At 60.2% G+C, this 18,018-nt stretch carries 14 protein-coding genes; 4 read left to right on the top strand and 10 right to left on the bottom strand.

Features of this window, described 5'->3' with window-relative positions:
- Nucleotides 1-89: 89 nt before the first annotated feature.
- From BGE01nite_RS21550 to BGE01nite_RS21505, 9 genes are all read right to left on the bottom strand, one after another.
- Nucleotides 90-2,444 (bottom strand): FAD-dependent oxidoreductase, encoded by a 2,355-nt coding sequence (locus BGE01nite_RS21550; RefSeq protein ID WP_146853559.1) that lies wholly within the window; start codon nt 2,442-2,444, stop codon nt 90-92.
- A 112-nt stretch (nt 2,445-2,556) separates the two neighbouring features.
- Entirely contained in the window at nt 2,557-3,327 is a 771-nt protein-coding gene (locus BGE01nite_RS21545; protein WP_146853557.1) for an SDR family oxidoreductase, read from the bottom strand.
- Nucleotides 3,324-4,070, bottom strand: a complete 747-nt coding sequence (locus tag BGE01nite_RS21540; RefSeq protein WP_146853555.1) for an SDR family NAD(P)-dependent oxidoreductase — start codon at nt 4,068-4,070, stop codon at nt 3,324-3,326. The genes BGE01nite_RS21545 and BGE01nite_RS21540 overlap by 4 nt, the downstream gene beginning before the upstream one ends.
- 20 nt (nt 4,071-4,090) lie before the next feature.
- Nucleotides 4,091-4,351 carry an SH2 domain-containing protein gene (locus BGE01nite_RS21535; RefSeq protein ID WP_146853553.1) on the bottom strand — a complete coding sequence of 87 codons (261 nt, stop codon included), beginning with the start codon at nt 4,349-4,351 and terminating at the stop codon, nt 4,091-4,093.
- Between the two features lie 3 nt (nt 4,352-4,354).
- Nucleotides 4,355-4,567: a hypothetical protein gene (locus tag BGE01nite_RS21530; protein ID WP_146853551.1), complete on the bottom strand. Its 213-nt coding sequence runs from the start codon at nt 4,565-4,567 to the stop codon at nt 4,355-4,357.
- A 46-nt stretch (nt 4,568-4,613) separates the two neighbouring features.
- Nucleotides 4,614-5,588 carry an amidohydrolase family protein gene (locus BGE01nite_RS21525; protein ID WP_146853549.1) on the bottom strand — a complete coding sequence of 325 codons (975 nt, stop codon included), beginning with the start codon at nt 5,586-5,588 and terminating at the stop codon, nt 4,614-4,616.
- Nucleotides 5,589-5,610: 22 nt separating this feature from the next.
- Entirely contained in the window at nt 5,611-6,000 is a 390-nt protein-coding gene (locus tag BGE01nite_RS21520; protein ID WP_146853547.1) for a RidA family protein, read from the bottom strand.
- A 96-nt stretch (nt 6,001-6,096) separates the two neighbouring features.
- On the bottom strand, nt 6,097-7,695 hold the full coding sequence (locus BGE01nite_RS21515) for a M81 family metallopeptidase (RefSeq protein WP_218033060.1): 1,599 nt from the start codon (nt 7,693-7,695) through the stop codon (nt 6,097-6,099).
- Between the two features lie 6 nt (nt 7,696-7,701).
- A complete protein-coding gene (locus BGE01nite_RS21505) occupies nt 7,702-9,042 on the bottom strand; it encodes an aspartate aminotransferase family protein (RefSeq protein WP_146853545.1) in 1,341 nt (446 codons plus the stop codon).
- Between the two features lie 101 nt (nt 9,043-9,143).
- On the opposite strand from BGE01nite_RS21505, the gene BGE01nite_RS21500 reads away from it, so the two are divergent.
- Nucleotides 9,144-10,235 (top strand): substrate-binding domain-containing protein, encoded by a 1,092-nt coding sequence (locus BGE01nite_RS21500; protein WP_146853542.1) that lies wholly within the window; start codon nt 9,144-9,146, stop codon nt 10,233-10,235.
- 272 nt (nt 10,236-10,507) lie between these two features.
- On the opposite strand, the gene BGE01nite_RS21495 is transcribed toward BGE01nite_RS21500, so the two are convergent.
- Nucleotides 10,508-11,953: a sulfatase family protein gene (locus BGE01nite_RS21495; protein ID WP_146853540.1), complete on the bottom strand. Its 1,446-nt coding sequence runs from the start codon at nt 11,951-11,953 to the stop codon at nt 10,508-10,510.
- 210 nt (nt 11,954-12,163) lie between these two features.
- On the opposite strand from BGE01nite_RS21495, the gene tig reads away from it, so the two are divergent.
- From tig to BGE01nite_RS21480, 3 genes are all read left to right on the top strand, one after another.
- Nucleotides 12,164-13,525 carry a trigger factor gene (gene tig / locus BGE01nite_RS21490; RefSeq protein WP_146853538.1) on the top strand — a complete coding sequence of 454 codons (1,362 nt, stop codon included), beginning with the start codon at nt 12,164-12,166 and terminating at the stop codon, nt 13,523-13,525.
- 114 nt (nt 13,526-13,639) lie between these two features.
- A complete protein-coding gene (locus BGE01nite_RS21485; RefSeq protein WP_146853536.1) occupies nt 13,640-15,544 on the top strand; it encodes an ABC transporter ATP-binding protein in 1,905 nt (634 codons plus the stop codon).
- Between the two features lie 236 nt (nt 15,545-15,780).
- Entirely contained in the window at nt 15,781-18,012 is a 2,232-nt protein-coding gene (locus BGE01nite_RS21480; protein WP_170266962.1) for a serine/threonine-protein kinase, read from the top strand.
- Nucleotides 18,013-18,018 lie beyond the last annotated feature (6 nt).

Genomic DNA, 18,018 nt, shown 5'->3' with positions numbered 1-18,018 from the left:
ATCGCGCCTTCAACATCTCCCGCCACAAAAAACCGGAGAGGAGCAAGCCTCCATCTCCGGTTTTCAGATTCGCAACCTGACGTGATGACTTACTTCGCAGGCACCACCTGCACGGCATCGAGGTGCACATTGCCCTTCGCGCCTTCGGTGCGGAAGGTGACGGAACCCTCTTCACCGGCGTTGAACTTGAAGGTGCCGAGAGACTGCGCGCCGTCCTTGCCCTTGGCAGGCTTGCTCTGGTCCACGGTCAGGGTCTTTTCGCCATCAGCGCTGATGATGGTGATCGGCACGGACTTGCCGCGGTTGGCGTGCGGCTGCCAGTAAGCGCGAACTTCGTAGTTGCCGCTTTCTTTGACGGCGAAGGAGAAGCGGGCGCTGGCATCCTTGGCGCTACCGTAGCTGTAGTGCTCGCCCACATAGGGCTTCAGGCCTTCACCCTTGCTCCAGGAACCGGTGAGCTCGGCGTCTTCGTCATCGATGACGATGCCGTCCATCTTCTTCGGATCAATGCTGTCTCCGCCAGCGGCGGTGATCTCAGGCAGCTTCTTGGCGTTCGCAGGCAGGTAGAGAGCGGCTTCCAGGTTGTCGCGACGCATCGCGCCGGGCTGGTTCATGAGGTCTTTGAGGATGTCCAGATACTGCTCATACACACCGCGCGGAGATGTGTGGTGGCGCACGCAGATCCAGGCAGCCTTGCCGACGACCTCGCCCATCATGCCGCAGGTGCGCATGACTCGCGTGCTGCCCAGCGCATGACGCTCCACGCTGATGGTGCGGCCGGCCATGAAGAGGTTGCCGATGTCCTTCGAGTAGAAGCAGCGGTAAGGCACGGGATAACCATTTTTGCGATCCGTGTGCTTGCCGAACTCGGCGCGGCTGATGAAAGGATTGTCCGGATACTTCTTCATGTACTGCTCTTTCGGATAGTGCAGGTCCTGGTCCCAGGTGGTGGGCACGCAGCCGTCCGGATGAATGATGCCCTTCACCATGTCCTCGCCGTTGAGGATCATGTCACCCACGATGCGGCGGCTCTCACGCGGACCGCCGATGTAGGCCAGCCACTGCATGTCATAAGGGGCATACTTCTCACCGCCCTTGGACTTCAGCGTGCTCACGGCACCATACACGGCGCGGAAGTTGTGGTCGCGAATGAGCTCGAGGTCGTTCAGCGGATGCTTGTCAAAGCCGCTCTCCCAGAACCATTCGCCGTGGAGATATTCTTCCATGTTAGCCACAGGAGTATAACCAAGATCGTAACCCGTGAGGTTGCCTTTGTTCTTCACGCCCACAGGCTCCATGCCCTTCGGGGCAGGAAAGTCTTCGAGTTCCAGCGGCAGCGCCCAAGGGGTTGCCGGCCAGGTGACAGGCTTCTCATGCTTCTTCAGCACCCACATGTTGCTCATGCCCATGCGGCCTTTTTCTTCCATCATGAACTCCGCACCTGCCAGCGCACCCACGCTGCCGTGACCGGTGCAGTCGACGAAGAGCTTGCCCACAAAACGCGTCTCTTTGCCGCTCTTGGTATCCAGGCCGATCACGCTGCGGATGTTCTTTTTATCCGCATCCAGCTCCACACCATACACATGCGTGTTTAGGAAGAGGTCGATGCTCTTCTCCGCTTTGACCGTGTCTTCCTTGAGCTTGTCATTGAACTCCGCTGGATCAGCCGCAGGGCTGTTGCTGGCACGGTCGGCGAACTCCTCCACGATCTCGCCGAGGTGCGGATAAATGCCGCGACGCGTGCCGCCCATCGCCCACACTTGAATCTCACTGGAACCATTGCCGCCAAGCACGGGGCGATTTTGAATGAAGGCCACTTTCAATGCCTGACGAGCACCGGAGATCGCAGCGCCCATGCCGGAATAACCACCGCCGACGACCACCAGATCATACTCCTGGGATTCAGGAGCTTTCTCGGGAAGGCCGAGCAGCTTGTGACGAAGCTGGGTCGTTGCCGCGAGATCCGCAGGAGGTGTGAAACCTTCATCCGTGGTGAGCAAAACAGCATCCACGCGGCCATCGAAACCGGTGAGGTCGTTCAGCGCGATCTTCGCCTTTCCATCGACCTTGGCGGAGCCTGCCTTTTCCCACCTCCAGTCCTTGCCCTCGGTGCCGAGCACCTTGTCGAGCTTCTTGCCATTCACGCTGACCTGGAATTTGCCAGGGGCTTCACTGGTCACGCCAAAAGGAGCCACCCAGTTCTTCGTGCGCACCCACACATTGTAGGTGCCCGCAGGAGCGCTGACTTCCGTTTCAGCATCCTTCACGGGCTTGCCCATGCCATGCGCCATCAGATAGGGCGATCCCATGATGTCGATGAACTGGGTGTCGAGCACCCAGCCGCCGGGATTGGCAAAGGATTCGGCCTCGATCCACACCTGCTCCGCCCGGGCGGAGGTGAGTGCAGCAGCGAGTGCGATGATACTGTAAGATAGGCGTTTCATGGCGTGAAGGTGCGGGTTGGGAGAGCGATCATAAACGCAGATCGACATCCCGCACAATCACAAGCGGTCTGTTACAGTAACATATTGAGATGCCAGGCTGTGGCACCCGGCGCTACCAGACGGTCCAACCGCCGTCGACTGCGAGGTTCTGACCCGTGATGAAGCTGGAGGCATCACTGAGCAGGAAGGAAACCGCGCCCGCGATTTCAGGTGACTGCCCGACTCTGGCCAGCGGCACCTTTTGGGAGAGCCGGTCGACGAAATCTGGCTGGTCACGCTGAATGTTAGGATTCGGGAAGGGGCCCGGAGAGATGGCATTGCAGCGTACGCCGCGCGGACCGTAGTGCACCGCGAGATAGCGTGTCATCTGCTGGATGCCTGCCTTGCCGACGCCGTATTCCACGGGGTTCGGATTCATCGGCGTCTCATAGATGCGCGGATCGGTGGAGACGCTGCCATACATGCTGGAAAAGAGCACCATGCTGCCAGTGCCACGCGCGGCCATCGCATTGCCCACGGCTCGTGCCAGGGTGAAGGTCGCGGTGAGGTTGCCATGGTTCGCCATTTCAAAATCCGCTGCCAGGAGGTCATCAAACTTCTTCGCGGTGGAAGCATAGGTCATGACCACAAGGCCCTGTGGCACGCCACGCGCGGCGATCTGAGTGGAGACGAATTTTTCCAGCGCCGGGATGTCCGTGGCATCCAGGGTGAAGGGTGTGACTTGAGTGCCGAGCTTGGCCTCAGCGGCCTTTTGGCCAAGGTCGGCGCATAAAACAGTAGCCCCGAGCTGGGCGAGCTGCTTCACGACTTCCTGGCCGAGATAGCCTGCGCCGCCGATGACCCAGATGTCACGGCCTTGGAGATGAAAAGGAGTGCTGCTCATAGACGTCCGATCTGAGATGTGGTTAGGCCGCCATCGATGGTGATGATCTCGCCCGTGATGTAGCTGGCGGCATCCGAGCAAAGGAAGGCCACAGCTCCCGCGCAATCCTGTGGCCGGCCGACCTTGCCGAGCAGGATCTTGTTTTCGTAGTGCTTCAGCAGGTCATGCGCGCGCGGCTCCATCCAGGTCTGGGTGAGCGGTGTGCGGATCAGTCCGGGAGCGATGCCATTTACACGGATGCCATGCGGAGCCAGAGACACTGCTAGTGAGCGCGTCATCATCACCAGACCACCCTTGCTCGTGTCATAAGCTACGCTGTCTGACTCGGCCTGGAAGCCATTCGTCGAGGACACAACGACAATGCTGCCACCACCCCCGAGCGCGACACGCTTCTTCGCAAAAGCCTGCGCGATGAAGAAGGTGGCACGCAGGTTCAGCGACACCGTCTTTTCCCAGGCATCATCCGTCATTTCAAGAAACGGAGTGTCAAAGAAGCTCCCCGCATTGCAGACGAGGATGTCCAGTTCAGGCTGAAGGACGAAGGCTTGCTCGATGAGCGCAACGGGTGCCGATGAAGAGGACAGGTCACACTGGACATAAGAGTCCGATGAAGGGTCTTTCTGCAACCCGTGCCTAACAATGGATGCTCCGGACTCCGCGAGCCCGTTGGCAATAGACGCGCCGATGCCCTGCGAGGAGCCGGTGACAAGGGCAGCGCGGCCCTCAAGAGAGAATGCTTTCATGCGTGATTGGATGGGCGGCGTTAGCGACGGCTACGATGTATCTGAAAGTCAACGATTCGAACTTCGTGAACCGGGCCGTCATGCCAGAACCAGAGGGTGCAACTGCCGATCTCACGTCTCAAAATCCAGCGTCCGGTACCGTCCTGGTGGTCCTTGGCTGCGGAAAGGTGAATCTCGTTGGTGATCCTCTGAAAAGCCTTGAAGACCTGTTCCCGCTGCCGGGCTGGCAGGCGGATAAAGGCATCCAGCACTTCATCCTCGATGACGAAGTGTTCCTTCATGGCTCAGAGGCCGATGCTCTTGAGGGCTTTGTGGACAGCCATCAGGTCCTCAGCCGTGAACTTACGACCACGGTCGAGAGATTTCATGCGTCGTGAAATGCGTGCCTGACGTGCCTGACGGCTTCCGCGGTCCTTGCGGGCCAGGAAGTCAGCCAGCTCGATGCGGTCAGCGAGAGCAAGCTGGGACACTTCTTTTTTGAGTTCGGCGACGGACATAGGTGGAGTTTACGAGTTAGATTCGAATGGTCAAGGTGGGTTGAGGTTATCCGAGAATGCTTTCATCGGCGAGCTTGAGGAATTTCAGCGTGTTGGTGCTGGTGATGCGGTTGACGGCTTCCTCGCCGGCGGCGCGGAGGGCTTTCATTTCGGCGTCGTAGGTGCTGATGAGCTTCACCACCTTGCCGCTGATGGCGGCGGCGTAGCTGTAGAACGGGGAGTCGCTGCCCCACATGAACTTGTTGGGATACGCGGCGGCGAGGTCGGCGATGACGCGACCGGGATCACTGTAGTCGGAATCAAAGCGACGCTCCTTTGGTGCGATGTAGGGCAGATTGTCGACCGCGCCGACGCAGTGGATGCAGTGCGCCGAGTTGTCGAACCAGGTATTGGGAAGCTCGTTCACGCGGTCGAGACACTCTTTGTCGAATCGGCAGGAATGCGCGGTGCAGAAGCGGATGTCTGGATTCGCCTCGGCAACATCGAGGATGTCATGCGCCTGGGCCCATAGATCATCCTTCGCGACGCTGCTGTGGATGAGGAAGGGGATGTCCCATTCGCGGGCGAGATCGAGGAAGACTTTGCCCTCATGCGCGAGGCGTTTGATATCGCTCTGGATGATGGTGCTCTGGATCTTGATGCCGTGGAAGCGATACTCGCTGCGCAGCTTCACCAGTTCCTTCGCCTGCGCATCCGTGTGGCGCATGGGATCCACGATCATGAAGGGCAGGATGCTCTTTCCTTCCTCCGGAAAAAGCACCTGGCACTCCTCCAGCAGTCGACGATTTTCAAAAGCATAGGGCACAGTCTCGAGACCGCCTGAATCAAAGGCGATGCCGCCTTCGCGGAACTTCGTCACGTCCATCGCCGCATAGCTCACGAAGGGGAAGGCGACCCAGTGCGTGATGCCGAGCGCGCCACCCTCCTGCTGCATCTGCACCAGTTGCTGCGAGTAAGGGAAATCGCCGTGCAGATAGAAGAGCAAGTCGGCGCCGAGGTGGTTGTGGACATCGATGAGCATGACGGGGATTGATGTTGGAGATTTAAAGTTTCCTCACGGCGACAGCCTCGATCTCATAGCGCAGGGAAGGAGGGAGGCAGTTGGTGATGGTGGTGCGGGCGGGCTTGGGATCAGGGAAGTATTCGCGGTAGAGCTGGTTGTAGAGCGCCACGTCCTCGGCATCGCGGACATAGTTTCGTGTCTGCACCACATGGGCGAGATCGCTGCCCGCGGAGACCAGCACCTTGCGGAGGTTCTCCACGCTGCGGCGGAACTCCCCTTCAAAGCTGTCGCTGATGATCTGACCCTTGTCATCCACACTGGCCTGGCCGGAGACGAAGATGAGATCACCCACCACCACGCTCGGGCTGAAAGGCAGGTGCGAGGTCGGTGTGTCAGGATCGCAGGGATAGGAGACGAGCGGGTTGGTCATACAGAAGCAGGTAAGGTAGAAAGATTGTTGGGTAGGAAGATTTTCAGAAGTCTGATTCCGGAGAATTTTTCTACCCCTGAATCTTTCTACCTTTGTTCATTCATCGAGCGGGTAAATGGGGCGGCGGATGTGCTTGTAGGGGAAGGTCTTCAAATTGCTGCTGCACGGACCCGGTGTGTCCACCCAGAACATGCGCGCGGCGATGGGATCATAGGCGCGACGATGCGCAACGGCGGCCTTCACCGCGATGACGGACAATTGGCTAGGCTCAATGCCCTGGCTGCGCCACTGGCCGAGATCAAAAGGTGGCGTCTTGATGCTGGTGAGCAGGATGGTGATGCCTTGATGCCGGACGATGGCACAGCGCCCCATGTCAAAATGATCACCGCACATGCTGGCGAGGTGGCTTTGCTTGTCCTCGAGTTCGAAACGTCCGTCGTTCAGTGCGATCACTTCGACTTCGAGTTCAACTGGGCCCGCATCAATGCGGCTGCCTTTGCCTCCGATGCTGAGGGTGACCTTGGATCCAATACCAGCCGCTTCTGCTTTCCTCACTGCCTCCGGATCAGCGATGCAGGCCGCGCTGTTGGATACTTCATATTCCAAGAGCGCGCGCAAAAGCCCGGTGCCATCTCCAGGCGCGCCACCGCCGATGTTGTCCGAAGGTTCGACGAGGACGGTGAGTCCTTCATGGAAGCCAGAGAGCTTTGGCATGACCTCGGAAAGAGGTGGATCGGTGACGTTGCCGAGTTCGCGATCTCTTTGCGCGATCCCGGCCAAATCCTGCAGGTATGATTGCACGGCTTCATCGTCGGTTCCGCAGCCCACAAAGCTGACGCCTGTGTGTTGGGTGTCCGCGAAGGCAAAGCCTGCGACGACGTTGACGGACCACACCGAGGTTTTGGACTCATATTCACGAGCCTGTTGTTCAAGAACCTTCATCGGCTGATTCGCCGTGGCTGTGCCGGTGGGCGGCCAGACGACGGGAGTGATGTGAATCTGCTGGCGGGGACATTCACCCGTGCTCAGGCAGCGCTGAAGAAGTCGGGCTGCGATGCAGCCTGCTTCACGAGCATCCGTGTGTGGATTCTCACGATAGCTGACGAGGCAGTTCGAAAGCTCTGCCATGCGCGGGGTGAAGTTCGCGTGGAGATCAAAGACGCCAAATAGAGGCACCTCAGCGAGTCCTGGCAGAGAGCGGATTCGCTGAAGGAGTTCACCTTCTACGTCCTGAATGGTTTGCGTGGTCATCGCGCCGTGCAAGACGAGGTAGACTGCATCTACGAGAGGCGCGGCAGCGCTGTCGTGCGCAGAGGACGTTGGCGATGTGAGTGAGTCGGTTGAGCGCTCGATAGCGGTGTCGACGATGCCAGGAGCTGGCCCTGGCATCTCTGCCACCGCACTCCGGGACGCTGCCGCGACTTTCGCGAACTGAACCTGGAAATCGCTCCAGAAGGATTCGAAGACCTCATCCTCCACCGTGGCACTGGGTTGTGCGCGGTAATCGATCGTAGGCAACACTTCCCAGCCATATTCGTCGGCGAGTTCCAGCACTCCACCCAGCGGTGAGCTGTCTCCCTTCGCGGCGAGCATGTCATCGCCTCGGGTGATGTAGAAATCACGCAGGCTGGTGGTGCCTTCGAGAAACGTGTGCGTCTCGTGAAACAGACCAGCGATGAGGACGCGCTTTTTCATGGGAGATCAGGCGGCTTTCCACTCGGCGGCATGCTTGGCAAAAGCGGCGTCGGCTTTGGCGAGCGCGTCATCGATGTCCTGCTGACGATGGGCGAGGCTGATGAACCAGAGCCCGCGCTCGATGGCGCGCACGCCTTGCTCGAGCAGGCAGATGCGCAGGTGCGCCCAGCGCGGGCCATCGTGACGGCGGACGTAGTCGCGATATTCAGTGACCGGACCTTCCTCGGCACCGGGCTTGAGCATCACGGCATGGAAGGCGGGTCCAGGGCCCTGGGGACGCATCGGGATGCCATATTTGTCTGCGAGTGCACGCAGGCCGGCCATGAGCTGCTTGCCAAGATCGAAGACGACCTTCGGATGATCACTTCCCATCTCGATCACGTGATCGAGGCACCATTTCGAAGAGGCGAGGCAAAGCGGGTTCGCATTGAGAGTGCCGGCGTGGACCACCGTTCCGTCGATGATCTTTTGCATCGCGGATTTTTTGCCGACGAGGGCTGCGAAAGGCACGCCGCCGCCGATGGCCTTGCCGAGAATGGTGAGGTCCGGCGTGAATCCCAGATACTCCTGCGCACCGCCAGGAGCGAAGCGGAAGCCGGTGATGGTTTCATCAGCGATCATGAGCATGCCATCGCGATCACAAAGCTCGCGAATGGTGCTGATGAGGCCGGGCACGGGCTCCATGCAGCAGGTGTTGCACATGACGGGCTCAAACACGATGGCGGCGATCTGGCCGCGATGATGATCCACCAGGCGGCGCAGATGCGCGGGATCATTCCAGCGGGCCACGACGAAGGTGCCGAGCACTTCCGGGATCACCCCCTGGCTGGGGTGCAGACGAGAGGGATTTTCTTCGTCGCCCCACTTGTCCGCCGGAGGTGCAAAACCCACGAGACCTTCATCGGCCCAGCCGTGATAAGCGCCTTCAAACTTCAGGATCAATGGCTTGCCAGTGTGCGCACGGGCGAGACGAAACGCGGAGAGCACCACCTCGGTGGCGCTGTTGTTGAAGCGCACCAGTTCAGCACCGGGCATGAGCTTGAGCAGGCGCTCGGCCACTTCGATTTCGAGCTCGCATTGCGCGGCCCAATGAGTGCCTTTCTTCGCCTGCTCGCCGATGGCCTCGGCCATGCCGGCGGGGGCGTGGCCATAGAGCAGGGCACCCTGGCCGATCTGGAAGTCGATGTATTCATTCCCATCCACATCCCAGGCGCGCGGGCCGCTGCCATGGGAGAAGTAAAGGGGTACGGGCTGCTCCATCTTGCGGATGCCGCTGTTCACGCCGGCGGCGATGCTGTTTTGGGCGCGGGCGAAGAGATCTCGGGATTTGGCGTATCGGTCAGTCATGGGAGGAAAAAAGACAAACGATGGATGACGGGCTGATATTCGCACTCGCGTTCTGACAGGGACGAGTGATAAGTCTTGGTCACAATAGGGCACCAAACCTCATGAGCGCATCTTCTCCTACTGCTTTGCAGCTTCCGCAGCGTCATTCACTGGTTTCTGAAACCGTGCGCAGCCTGCGCGAAAATATCGAAGCTGGTCACTGGCTGGAGCATTTGCCCGGCGAGCGCGAGATGTGCGAGTTGCTGCAGGTGAGCCGTCGCACGCTGCGTGGTGCTCTGGATGAGCTACAGCGCCTGGGCATGCTGGAGGTGCAGGGGAGGCAGAGACGCCGCATCACCAATCAAGCTCCGATGGAGGAAGTGGTGCCGACCAAGCGCGTGATCGGCATTCTCACGCCGGGCTCTTTCCTCTCCATGCCACCGCCCATCGCCTTCATGATGGACACACTGCGCGCGAAACTCACGGCAGCAGGTTATGAGGTGCGTCTGCATGCCGCACCGGGTTGTTACACGGCCACGCCGGCACGTGGGTTGAAGCAGTTCATCGCCACGCATCCGGCATCCGCCTGGCTCATCCTCAGCGCGGAGGAGGCGATGCAGCGCTGGCTGGTCTCGCAGAAGCTTCCTTGTCTCATTCTTGGTTCGGCCGTTCCGGGCATCACCACGCTGCCGTCCGTGGATGCGGATTTTCATGCGACCTGCCGTCACGCGGGCACCTTGCTTTGGAGAAAGGGGCATCGCCGCATCGCGCTGGTGCTGCCGGACAGTCATCTCGGCGGAGACTTGGCCAGCGAGGCAGGTTTGCGCGAGGCGCTGGAGCAGGTGGGCGGCGCGAAGATGAGCATGCTGCATCACGATGCCTCCGCGGCGGGCCTGTGCCGTGTGATTGATGACAGCCTCAAGTCCACGAATCCGCCTACGGCTTACATCGTGGGCCGCAGCGCGCATGTGCTGACGGTGCTCATGCATCTCATGCGCCGTGGCAAACGCATCCCGCAAGACGTGGCCGTGCTGGCGCGTGACAGTGATCCGATCCTGGAATGCACGAGCCCGAAGGTGAGCCGCTATGCGTCCGAGCCGAAGCAGTTTGCAGCGCGGTTGATCACAGCGCTGCGGCAGCTCGCAGATCATGGCAGTCTTTCCACACCTACAGTTAGGCTGATGCCGACATATGTGGCGGGGGAGACAATATAGTAGCCATCACACTCCGTGTGATGAGCTGACGGCGCTGCCGGCACGAACCACCTCCGAAGACCCACGCGAGGATGTTCGGGCGAAAGCGCATGGGCTCGCTTGGTGCGGCAATCACCCAAAAACAGTCCTCCCACGCAAGACCTCAGCCGTTAGCTGTGATGCGGTCGGAGCAAGAAAGCTCCGCTGGACACGAGCAGGGTTTTCTAATTCGATGACGAGTTGTGTTTGCACACTCCACAGCTCATCACACGGAGTGTGATGGCTACGGTACGCTACTGCGCCTTGCCAGCCTCTCTGGTGCCACTGCCTTTAGGTTGTTTCATGAGGCTGTCGCCGAGCTCGGCGCGGATGGTTTCGGCGTGCTTCTGGAGTTTGGAGACTTCATCCGGGAACTGGCCCGCGATGTTCTTGGACTCGCTGATGTCGGTGTAGAGGTCGTAGAGCTCGGGCTGCTCGATCTTGACCTGCTTGTAGCCCACGGGGATGCCACCGGTGGCCTTGGGCTGGTCAGCAGGCAGGCTCCGGTAGGCGTGGGGCAGTTGCAGCTTCCATTTTCCGTCACCGCTGGTGATGGCCTGGAGCTGGTTTTGCTCATAGTAGAAGGCGTAGAAGTCATGCGGGTTCTTCGCGCCTGCTTCACCCGCGACGATAGGCCAGCAGTTCAGGCCGTCGATTTTATGCTCAGGCAGCTTGGCCTCAATGACATGGGCGATCGTGGGCAAGAGATCGATGGTCATCATCATCGTGTCTGTGCTGGTGCCAGCGGGGATCTTCGCGGGCCATTTCATAATGCCCGTCACACGTGTGCCACCTTCCCAGCAGGTGCCTTTGCCTTCGCGCAGAGGTCCGGCACTGCCCGCGTGATCGCCATAGCTCAGCCAGGGGCCGTTGTCGGAGGTGAAAATGATCCAAGTGTTCTCTTCGAGACCGTTTTTCTTCAGCGTATCCATGATCTGGCCCACGGACCAGTCCACCTCCAGCATCACATCCGCGAAGAGACCCTTGCCTGATTTGCCCTTGTATTTCTCACTCACAAAGAGCGGCACATGCACCATGCTGTGAGCCAGGTAGAGGAGGAAGGGCTTGTCCTTGTTCTTCTCGATGAACTTCACTCCGCGCTCGGTGTAGTCGGTGGTGAGCTTCGTCTGATCTTCGGGTGTGATTTCCTCATCCACAGCCTTATCGCCTTCGATCATCGGCAGTTTGGGATACGAACCCTTCTTCGCCTGCGGGTGGTAAGGCCACATGTCATTCGAGTAGGGGATGCCGTAGTACTCATCAAAGCCGTGCTTCGTGGGCAGGAACTGCGGCATCGAGCCAAGGTGCCATTTGCCGACGGCGGCGGTCGCGTAGCCCTTTTGCTTCACCAGTTCACCCAGCGTCATTTCATCCGCATGAATGCCATGCTTCGCCTGCGGCCCGAGGGCTCCGTGGATGCCCACTCGATTCGGATAGCAGCCGGTGAGCAGGGCGGTGCGGGAGGCAGAGCACACGGGCTGGGCCACGTGGAAGTTCGTGAACTTCCGGCCCTCGGCGGCCAGTTTGTCGATGTTCGGCGTCTGGTAGCCCTGGGCACCAAAGCAGCTCACGTCCGCATACCCCATGTCATCCATGAAAATGACCACGATGTTCGGCGGGGCGGAAAAAGCGGAGGTTTGCAGGGCCAGGACGGAAAAGAGCAGGGCGGAAAGCCGGGAGAGAGGTCGGAGACGGCGCATATCCCTCAAAACGACCGCTTTCCGGCCACTTTGTCAGGGACCTGAGGGCTGTTGAAAAAGGCATTTCGCCCACGGCCTGCCTGGGTAGGCTTCACCCCGCCCTTGCCAAACGGGCAAAGTCGCCTAGCCTGCGCGCCCTTTTTCCCCGGACGTGTGTCTGCTGTCCACTGAAGAAGCCCCCGAACGTAACCCCCACAACCGCCTTTGAGCATGAACATCAACGTCGAACACCAGCCGAACTGCCGCGCCGTCGCCCACATCCGTGTGCCGGGCGAAGAAGTGTCCAAGCAGCGCCGCAGCATCGTGGCCCAATACGCCCAGAGTGTCCGCCTGCCCGGCTTCCGCCCTGGCAAGGTGCCCCCCGCCGCCGTGGAGAAGCGCTACGGCTCCGACATCCAGTCCGAACTGGAGCGCCAGCTCATCAATGACGGCCTTCGTGAGGCCGTGAAGCGTGAAGGCCTGGAAGTGCTGAACATCCTCGGCGTGAACGACCGCATGACGCACGACACGGACAAGAGCTTCTCCTTCAGCGCCGAGCTCAGCCTCGCGCCGAAGTTTGAGCTGCCTGAGTACAAAGGCGTCCCCGTGAAGCTGGCCCGCATCGAGATCACTGACGCGGACATCGACCACGACCTCCTGCACCTGCGCGAGCGCTACACCACGTTTGAAGATGTGGAGCGCGCTGCCCAGAATGACGACGTCGTCGTCCTCGGTTACAAGGGCAGCCTCGATGGCCAGCCTCTCGCCGAAGCCATGCCTGAGGCGCCTAACCATCTCCAGGGCATCGATGAAAACTGGTTCCTGATCGACACCAACGAAGAAAACTTCCTCCCAGGTTTCTACGCCGGCCTCGTCGGCATCGCCAAAGGTGAGAGCCGCGACCTGAGCATCACCCTGGGTGACGACTTCGCTTTCGAAGCCCTGCGCGGCAAGACCATCACGCTGGCCGTGACTTGCAATGGCGTGAAGAACAAGGTCGTCCCGCCGCTGGATGCCGACTTCATCAAGAAGATCGCCGGTGACGAGATGACCGAGGAAACCCTGCGTGGCGAAGTGAAGGAAGCCATCCGCCGCCGTCGTGAGCAGAACCGCGAAAACGACAAGGCCAACCAGGTCATCGCTCACATCTTTGAAAAGCTGGAGTTCGATCTCCCGCAGGAAATCGTGAACCGCGAAGCCCAGCGCCGCACGAATGACATCGCCTCCCGTGCCATGCAGCAGGGCGTGCCGCAGGAAGAGCTGCTGAAGCAGCAGGAAGAGATCCTGAGCAGCGCCACGAACCAGGCCCGCCAGAGCGTGAAGACCACCTTTATGCTTAGCGAGATCGCCAAGCGTGAAGGCATCATCGCCACGGATCAGCAACTCATGATGGCGCTGTCAAACATCGCCGCCCGCCAGAAAAAGCCGGTGAAGAAGTTCATCCAGGAAGCCCAGAAGAACGGCATGATCGACGGCGTCCGCGAGGACCTTGTGATCGAGAACGCGCTTCAGTTCCTGAAAGACAATGCCCAGGTCGAGGAAACCGATCCTGAGCCCGAGCATTGCGACACGCATTCCCCCAAGGAGGCTTGATCGTCCCCTGAAATCATCCCTCGACGCCTTCCCTGGAAGGTGTTAGCCGTTTCCGCCCGGCTGTCCTAGCTTCTCATTAGCGCAGACAGCCGGGCTGATTTCTTTTCATCCTCCATGGCAGCCGCCCAGCCGCTTCCCACACCAGCCCCCAGCCCGACCGCCGTGCCAGCAGCCCCGAAAGGCAGCGAGGACGAGATGAAAATGCCCGTGAGGCGCATTGTGCCTTACTTGAAGCCGGTGCTGCCCAGGTTCATCCTTGGCTTGGTCATGGGCATCGTGGCCGCGATGTTCAACGCCGTCTGGCTGCCGGCCTGCAAGATCATCTTTGCCATCGTGCTGCCGGACAGCGACGGGCCTCCGCCCTTGGGGCAGGAGTTCGGATTTCTGGGACTCGATCTGAACTTCGCGGACATGCTCGGTCTGGATCCTTCCGCGAAGATCGGTCTGACGGGTGTGATCATTGCCGCGTCGTTCATCCCGCTGATGCTGCTCATCAACGGTGTGCTGGACTACCTGAACAAGTATCTGCTCGCCTGGGTGGGAAACCAGATGCTGCAGGACATCCGTAATGACGTCTTTGGCCGTGTCTTGCGGCAGTCCCCGGCCTTCTTCGGCGGCACCAAGGCAGGTGAGCTGATCCAGACCGTGCTGAACCAGACCGCCGTGGCCCAGCGCAATGCGGTGCAGTATGTGCAGGTCATGACCAGCAATCCGCTGAAGATCCTGGTCATCCTGATCTCGCTTTTTGCCGCTCATCCCTTTTTCACCTTCATGAGCCTCTTCATCTTCCCGCTCTGCCTGCTGCCCGTGATGCGGCTGGGGAAGAAGGTGCGGAAGTCCGGGAAGAAGGAGGAGCAGATGGCCGGTGCCATGCTCACCGCCATGCATGAATCCCTCAGCGGCATCCGCCTGGTGAAGTCCTATGCACGTGAGGAGTATGAGGTGCAGCGCTTTGTGAGGGCAAACGCCTCCATGAGCAAGAATGCCATCCGCTGGCAGCGTGCTTCAGAAATGGTCGGCCCCATCGTGGAGTCCGTGGCCTCCCTGGGCATCGCGGCGGGCCTTGTCTACTGGTGGGCCATGGGGCTGAAGTCCTCGGAGTTCATCGCCGTGGTGCTGCTGCTGACCCGCATCTACCCGCCTGCCAAGGAATTGAGCAAGGTGAACCTGCTGCTGCAAAAAACGCGCTATGCCATCAACAACGTGGTGCTGCTGCTGGACCGCGAGCCTGACATCCAGGACGTGCCTGACGCCAAGTCGCTGGGCCGTGTGAAAGGTGAGATCCATTTTGAAAACATCACCTTTGCGTATTCGAAGCCCAATGGTGAAAAGTTGGATAGGCCGGCGCTGAATGGTGTCGACATCAAGCTGGCACCGGGTCGCTTCTATGCCTTCGTGGGTCCCAGCGGGGCAGGGAAGAGCACACTGTTTTCCCTCATCCTGCGCTTTTATGATCCGGATTCAGGTCGTGTGCTGATTGACGGTCATGACCTCCGCTCGGTGACCCAGAACAGCCTGCGTGAAAACATCGGCATCGTCAGCCAGGACACCTTCCTGTTTCACGACACCATCCGCGAGAACATCCGCTATGGCCGTCTGGATGCCACGGAGGAGGAGATCATCGCCGCCGCGAAGAAGGCGCATGCGCATGAGTTCATCATGCAGATCGAAGGCGGCTACGATGCGGTCGTGGGGGATGCAGGCTGCAACCTTTCCGGAGGTCAGAAGCAGCGTCTTTCCATCGCCCGGGCCGTGCTGCGAAATGCGCCGATCCTTTTGTTAGACGAGGCCACCTCCGCGCTCGATACCGAGACGGAAAAAATCATTCAAGAAGCCATTCACGAGCTTTCCGAAGGCCGCACGGTCATTGCCATCGCGCACCGTCTTTCCACCATCCTGCAGGCAGACCAGATCATCGTCATGAAAGAGGGTCAGGTGGAGTCCTCTGGAACGCATAACGAACTATTGAAGAAGAGTGAGCTTTACCAGAAGCTGGCGGCCTTGCAGTTTAGCGAGTAGTGAGGCTTTGCATGGCTCTTGTGGCGCTCGCCTCCACAGGCTCCTGGTGCCTCACAAACGTCTTACGTCGGATTGGGTGCAAGCTTTGAACGGTTAAGCTTTCTGAAGCATCCACCTTCTTTCTCGCCCTGTTGCGGCTTTGGTGTGTCCACAAACCTATTTTGCTCGTTTTTGACGGGTGGACATCGTCACAGCTGGCAGTTAGAATGGCTACCTTTCCTCTCCGCCCCCCGCGTATGGACCCGAAGCTTTCAGGAACACCTACTTTCCCGCCTCCTCCGATGACGGCTGGAGATGGCTTCCCCATCACCAGCAGCGGGAATGACATGCCCATCGACCGCACCATCGTGGTGAAGATGCCGGGCACAGGCATGACGGTTTTCAATCGCTACAAACTGGATCGCGTGTTAGGCCGTGGTGGCATGGGCGTGGTGTGGCTGGCGGATGACCAGAAGCTGGAACGTCCGGTGGCACTGAAGTTCCTGCCCAGCCTCATCGGCCTGGATCCTGCCGCGGTGAAGGAACTGAAAACGGAGACACGTCGCGGTCTCGAGCTTTCGCATCCGCACATCGTGCGCATCTATGACTTCGTGGATGATGATGACGCCGCGGCCATCTCCATGGAGTTTGTGGATGGCAAGACGCTGTCTGAACTGCGCCTCGCCAGCGAGGGCGGTGTCTTCACCACCGAGCAAGTTTCCAAATGGCTGCTCGGTGTGTGTGATGCACTCGACTACGCGCACTTTCAGCGGAAGGTCGTGCATCGTGACCTGAAGCCCGCGAACATCATGCTGACCACGCGGGATGCCGTGGCCAAGATCGCGGACTTCGGCATCGCGCGCAGTTTGTCAGACACGATGAGCCGCCTCTCGGTGGCGAATGCAGGAGCCAGCGGCACTCTGCCCTACATGAGCCCGCAGCAGGCCATGGGTGAGCGTCCGCTGCCCACGGATGATGTTTATTCTCTCGGTGCCACGCTTTATGAGCTCTTCACCGGCAAGCCGCCCTTCTATCGCGGTGATCTGCCGATGCAGATCAACTCCAAGGTTCCACCGAGCGTGGCTGAGCGCCGTCAGGAGCTGGATGTGAAAGCATCTGAGCAACTGCCGAAGGAGTGGGAAGATGCCATCGCCTCCTGCCTGAACAAGGATCCCACCCAGCGCCCCACCTGTGCTGGCGTGCTCGCGGAGTCTCTGGGACTCAAGCCGGTGACGGGCACCGTTCGCACCCTGACTTTTGGTCACACGCAGCGCACCACCGGCCATGCGCCGCAGCAGCCTGCGAAGAGCAGCAGCTTTCCCTGGATGGCTGCCGCAGCCGCCGTGACGGTGATCGGCGGTGGGAGTGCTTTTTACCTCATGCAGCCGCAGTCACCTGCGACCACCACGGCGCTGGCGGAGAAACCTGCCCACACCGAGGTGAAGTTCACCCAGGTCCCTGTCACTGGTAAAGAGCCAAGGGTCAAAGGCACCGAGCCCGCGCCGAAGAAGGCGCCCGTAACCGCGAAGGTCACCCCGTCCACGGATCAGCCCAACGCCTCCGAGCCTGCTCTGACTTCAAAGGCACCAGAACCTGCGCCGACAACGCCTGCCCCCACGCCTTCGCCAACCCCGGCGGTGGCTTTGACACCTGCACCTGCATCAGGAAATCCTCCGGCGGTAGCACCAGCTCCGACTCCAGCGCCAACTCCGAATACGGCGGCCGCCCCCGCTGCGCCTGCACCGACGACCGTGGCGATGACTCCGGCTCCGCCCGCTCCTGCCGCTGTGACGACGGCCAGTCTGCCTCAGATTCAGGCTTCCCCGCTGACGGTTGCCGCAGTTTCTCCCGCCATGACCGCAGCTCCGGGTTTGCCGGTTGTCGCGCCACCACCCGGGACAGCTGAGTCTCCACCATCCGTCTCCCAGGTGCCGCCCGGCAGCACGCTGCCTGGTGCGCCTGCTTCCGCGTATGTCGTGGGCACTCCTGGCGTGCCATTGCCTCCTGGCTATGTGCCGCCTCCAGAGATCGCCGGTCAGATCCAGACACAGCCTGTCGTCGCAGATCCGCCCTCGGGCTTCTGGACGGTGGAGCAGATGTTCCCCACGGTCCCGTTCGCCAATTACTCCGCCACCGGCAAGCGCTACCTGCTTTTCCGCACGCAGACCTTGCTGAAGGAAAAAGGTCTCTACACCTCCACGGTGGATGGCAAGGAAGGAAAGGGCACGCACAATGCCATCCAGCTTTTCCAGGCCAAGAACGGCCTGCGCCCCACCGGCCTGCTGGACGTGCCCACACTCGCCATGCTGCAGCTTTCCGCTGAGGCGGACAATCTGGCCTGGAACGCGCCTGCAAACGTGGGCAGTGGCAGCACCAGCAGCAGCCGCCCCGTGCGCCGCGCTCCCGGCGGTGGACGCTATGCACCGCAGGAGGAGGAGCAGCCTAACTTCTTCCAGCGCAAGCTGCGCGGCTTGCTGGGCGAGGACTGATCGTGG

This window comes from Prosthecobacter gellanilyticus (assembly GCF_007992435.1).
GTDB lineage: Bacteria > Verrucomicrobiota > Verrucomicrobiia > Verrucomicrobiales > Verrucomicrobiaceae > Prosthecobacter > Prosthecobacter gellanilyticus.
The sequence above is the reverse complement of the archived record's forward strand: the minus strand, read 5'-3'. Positions and strand labels throughout refer to the sequence as shown.

What these genes read in the sequence shown, in the direction of transcription:
- BGE01nite_RS21550 (WP_146853559.1), bottom strand. Translation starts at nt 2,444, where the DNA reads ATGAAACGCCTATCTTACAGTATCATCGCACTCGCTGCTGCACTCACC.
- BGE01nite_RS21545 (WP_146853557.1), bottom strand. Translation starts at nt 3,327, where the DNA reads ATGAGCAGCACTCCTTTTCATCTCCAAGGCCGTGACATCTGGGTCATC.
- BGE01nite_RS21540 (WP_146853555.1), bottom strand. Translation starts at nt 4,070, where the DNA reads ATGAAAGCATTCTCTCTTGAGGGCCGCGCTGCCCTTGTCACCGGCTCC.
- BGE01nite_RS21535 (WP_146853553.1), bottom strand. Translation starts at nt 4,351, where the DNA reads ATGAAGGAACACTTCGTCATCGAGGATGAAGTGCTGGATGCCTTTATC.
- BGE01nite_RS21530 (WP_146853551.1), bottom strand. Translation starts at nt 4,567, where the DNA reads ATGTCCGTCGCCGAACTCAAAAAAGAAGTGTCCCAGCTTGCTCTCGCT.
- BGE01nite_RS21525 (WP_146853549.1), bottom strand. Translation starts at nt 5,588, where the DNA reads ATGCTCATCGATGTCCACAACCACCTCGGCGCCGACTTGCTCTTCTAT.
- BGE01nite_RS21520 (WP_146853547.1), bottom strand. Translation starts at nt 6,000, where the DNA reads ATGACCAACCCGCTCGTCTCCTATCCCTGCGATCCTGACACACCGACC.
- BGE01nite_RS21515 (WP_218033060.1), bottom strand. Translation starts at nt 7,695, where the DNA reads ATGAAAAAGCGCGTCCTCATCGCTGGTCTGTTTCACGAGACGCACACG.
- BGE01nite_RS21505 (WP_146853545.1), bottom strand. Translation starts at nt 9,042, where the DNA reads ATGACTGACCGATACGCCAAATCCCGAGATCTCTTCGCCCGCGCCCAA.
- BGE01nite_RS21500 (WP_146853542.1), top strand. Translation starts at nt 9,144, where the DNA reads ATGAGCGCATCTTCTCCTACTGCTTTGCAGCTTCCGCAGCGTCATTCA.
- BGE01nite_RS21495 (WP_146853540.1), bottom strand. Translation starts at nt 11,953, where the DNA reads ATGCGCCGTCTCCGACCTCTCTCCCGGCTTTCCGCCCTGCTCTTTTCC.
- tig (WP_146853538.1), top strand. Translation starts at nt 12,164, where the DNA reads ATGAACATCAACGTCGAACACCAGCCGAACTGCCGCGCCGTCGCCCAC.
- BGE01nite_RS21485 (WP_146853536.1), top strand. Translation starts at nt 13,640, where the DNA reads ATGGCAGCCGCCCAGCCGCTTCCCACACCAGCCCCCAGCCCGACCGCC.
- BGE01nite_RS21480 (WP_170266962.1), top strand. Translation starts at nt 15,781, where the DNA reads ATGGACCCGAAGCTTTCAGGAACACCTACTTTCCCGCCTCCTCCGATG.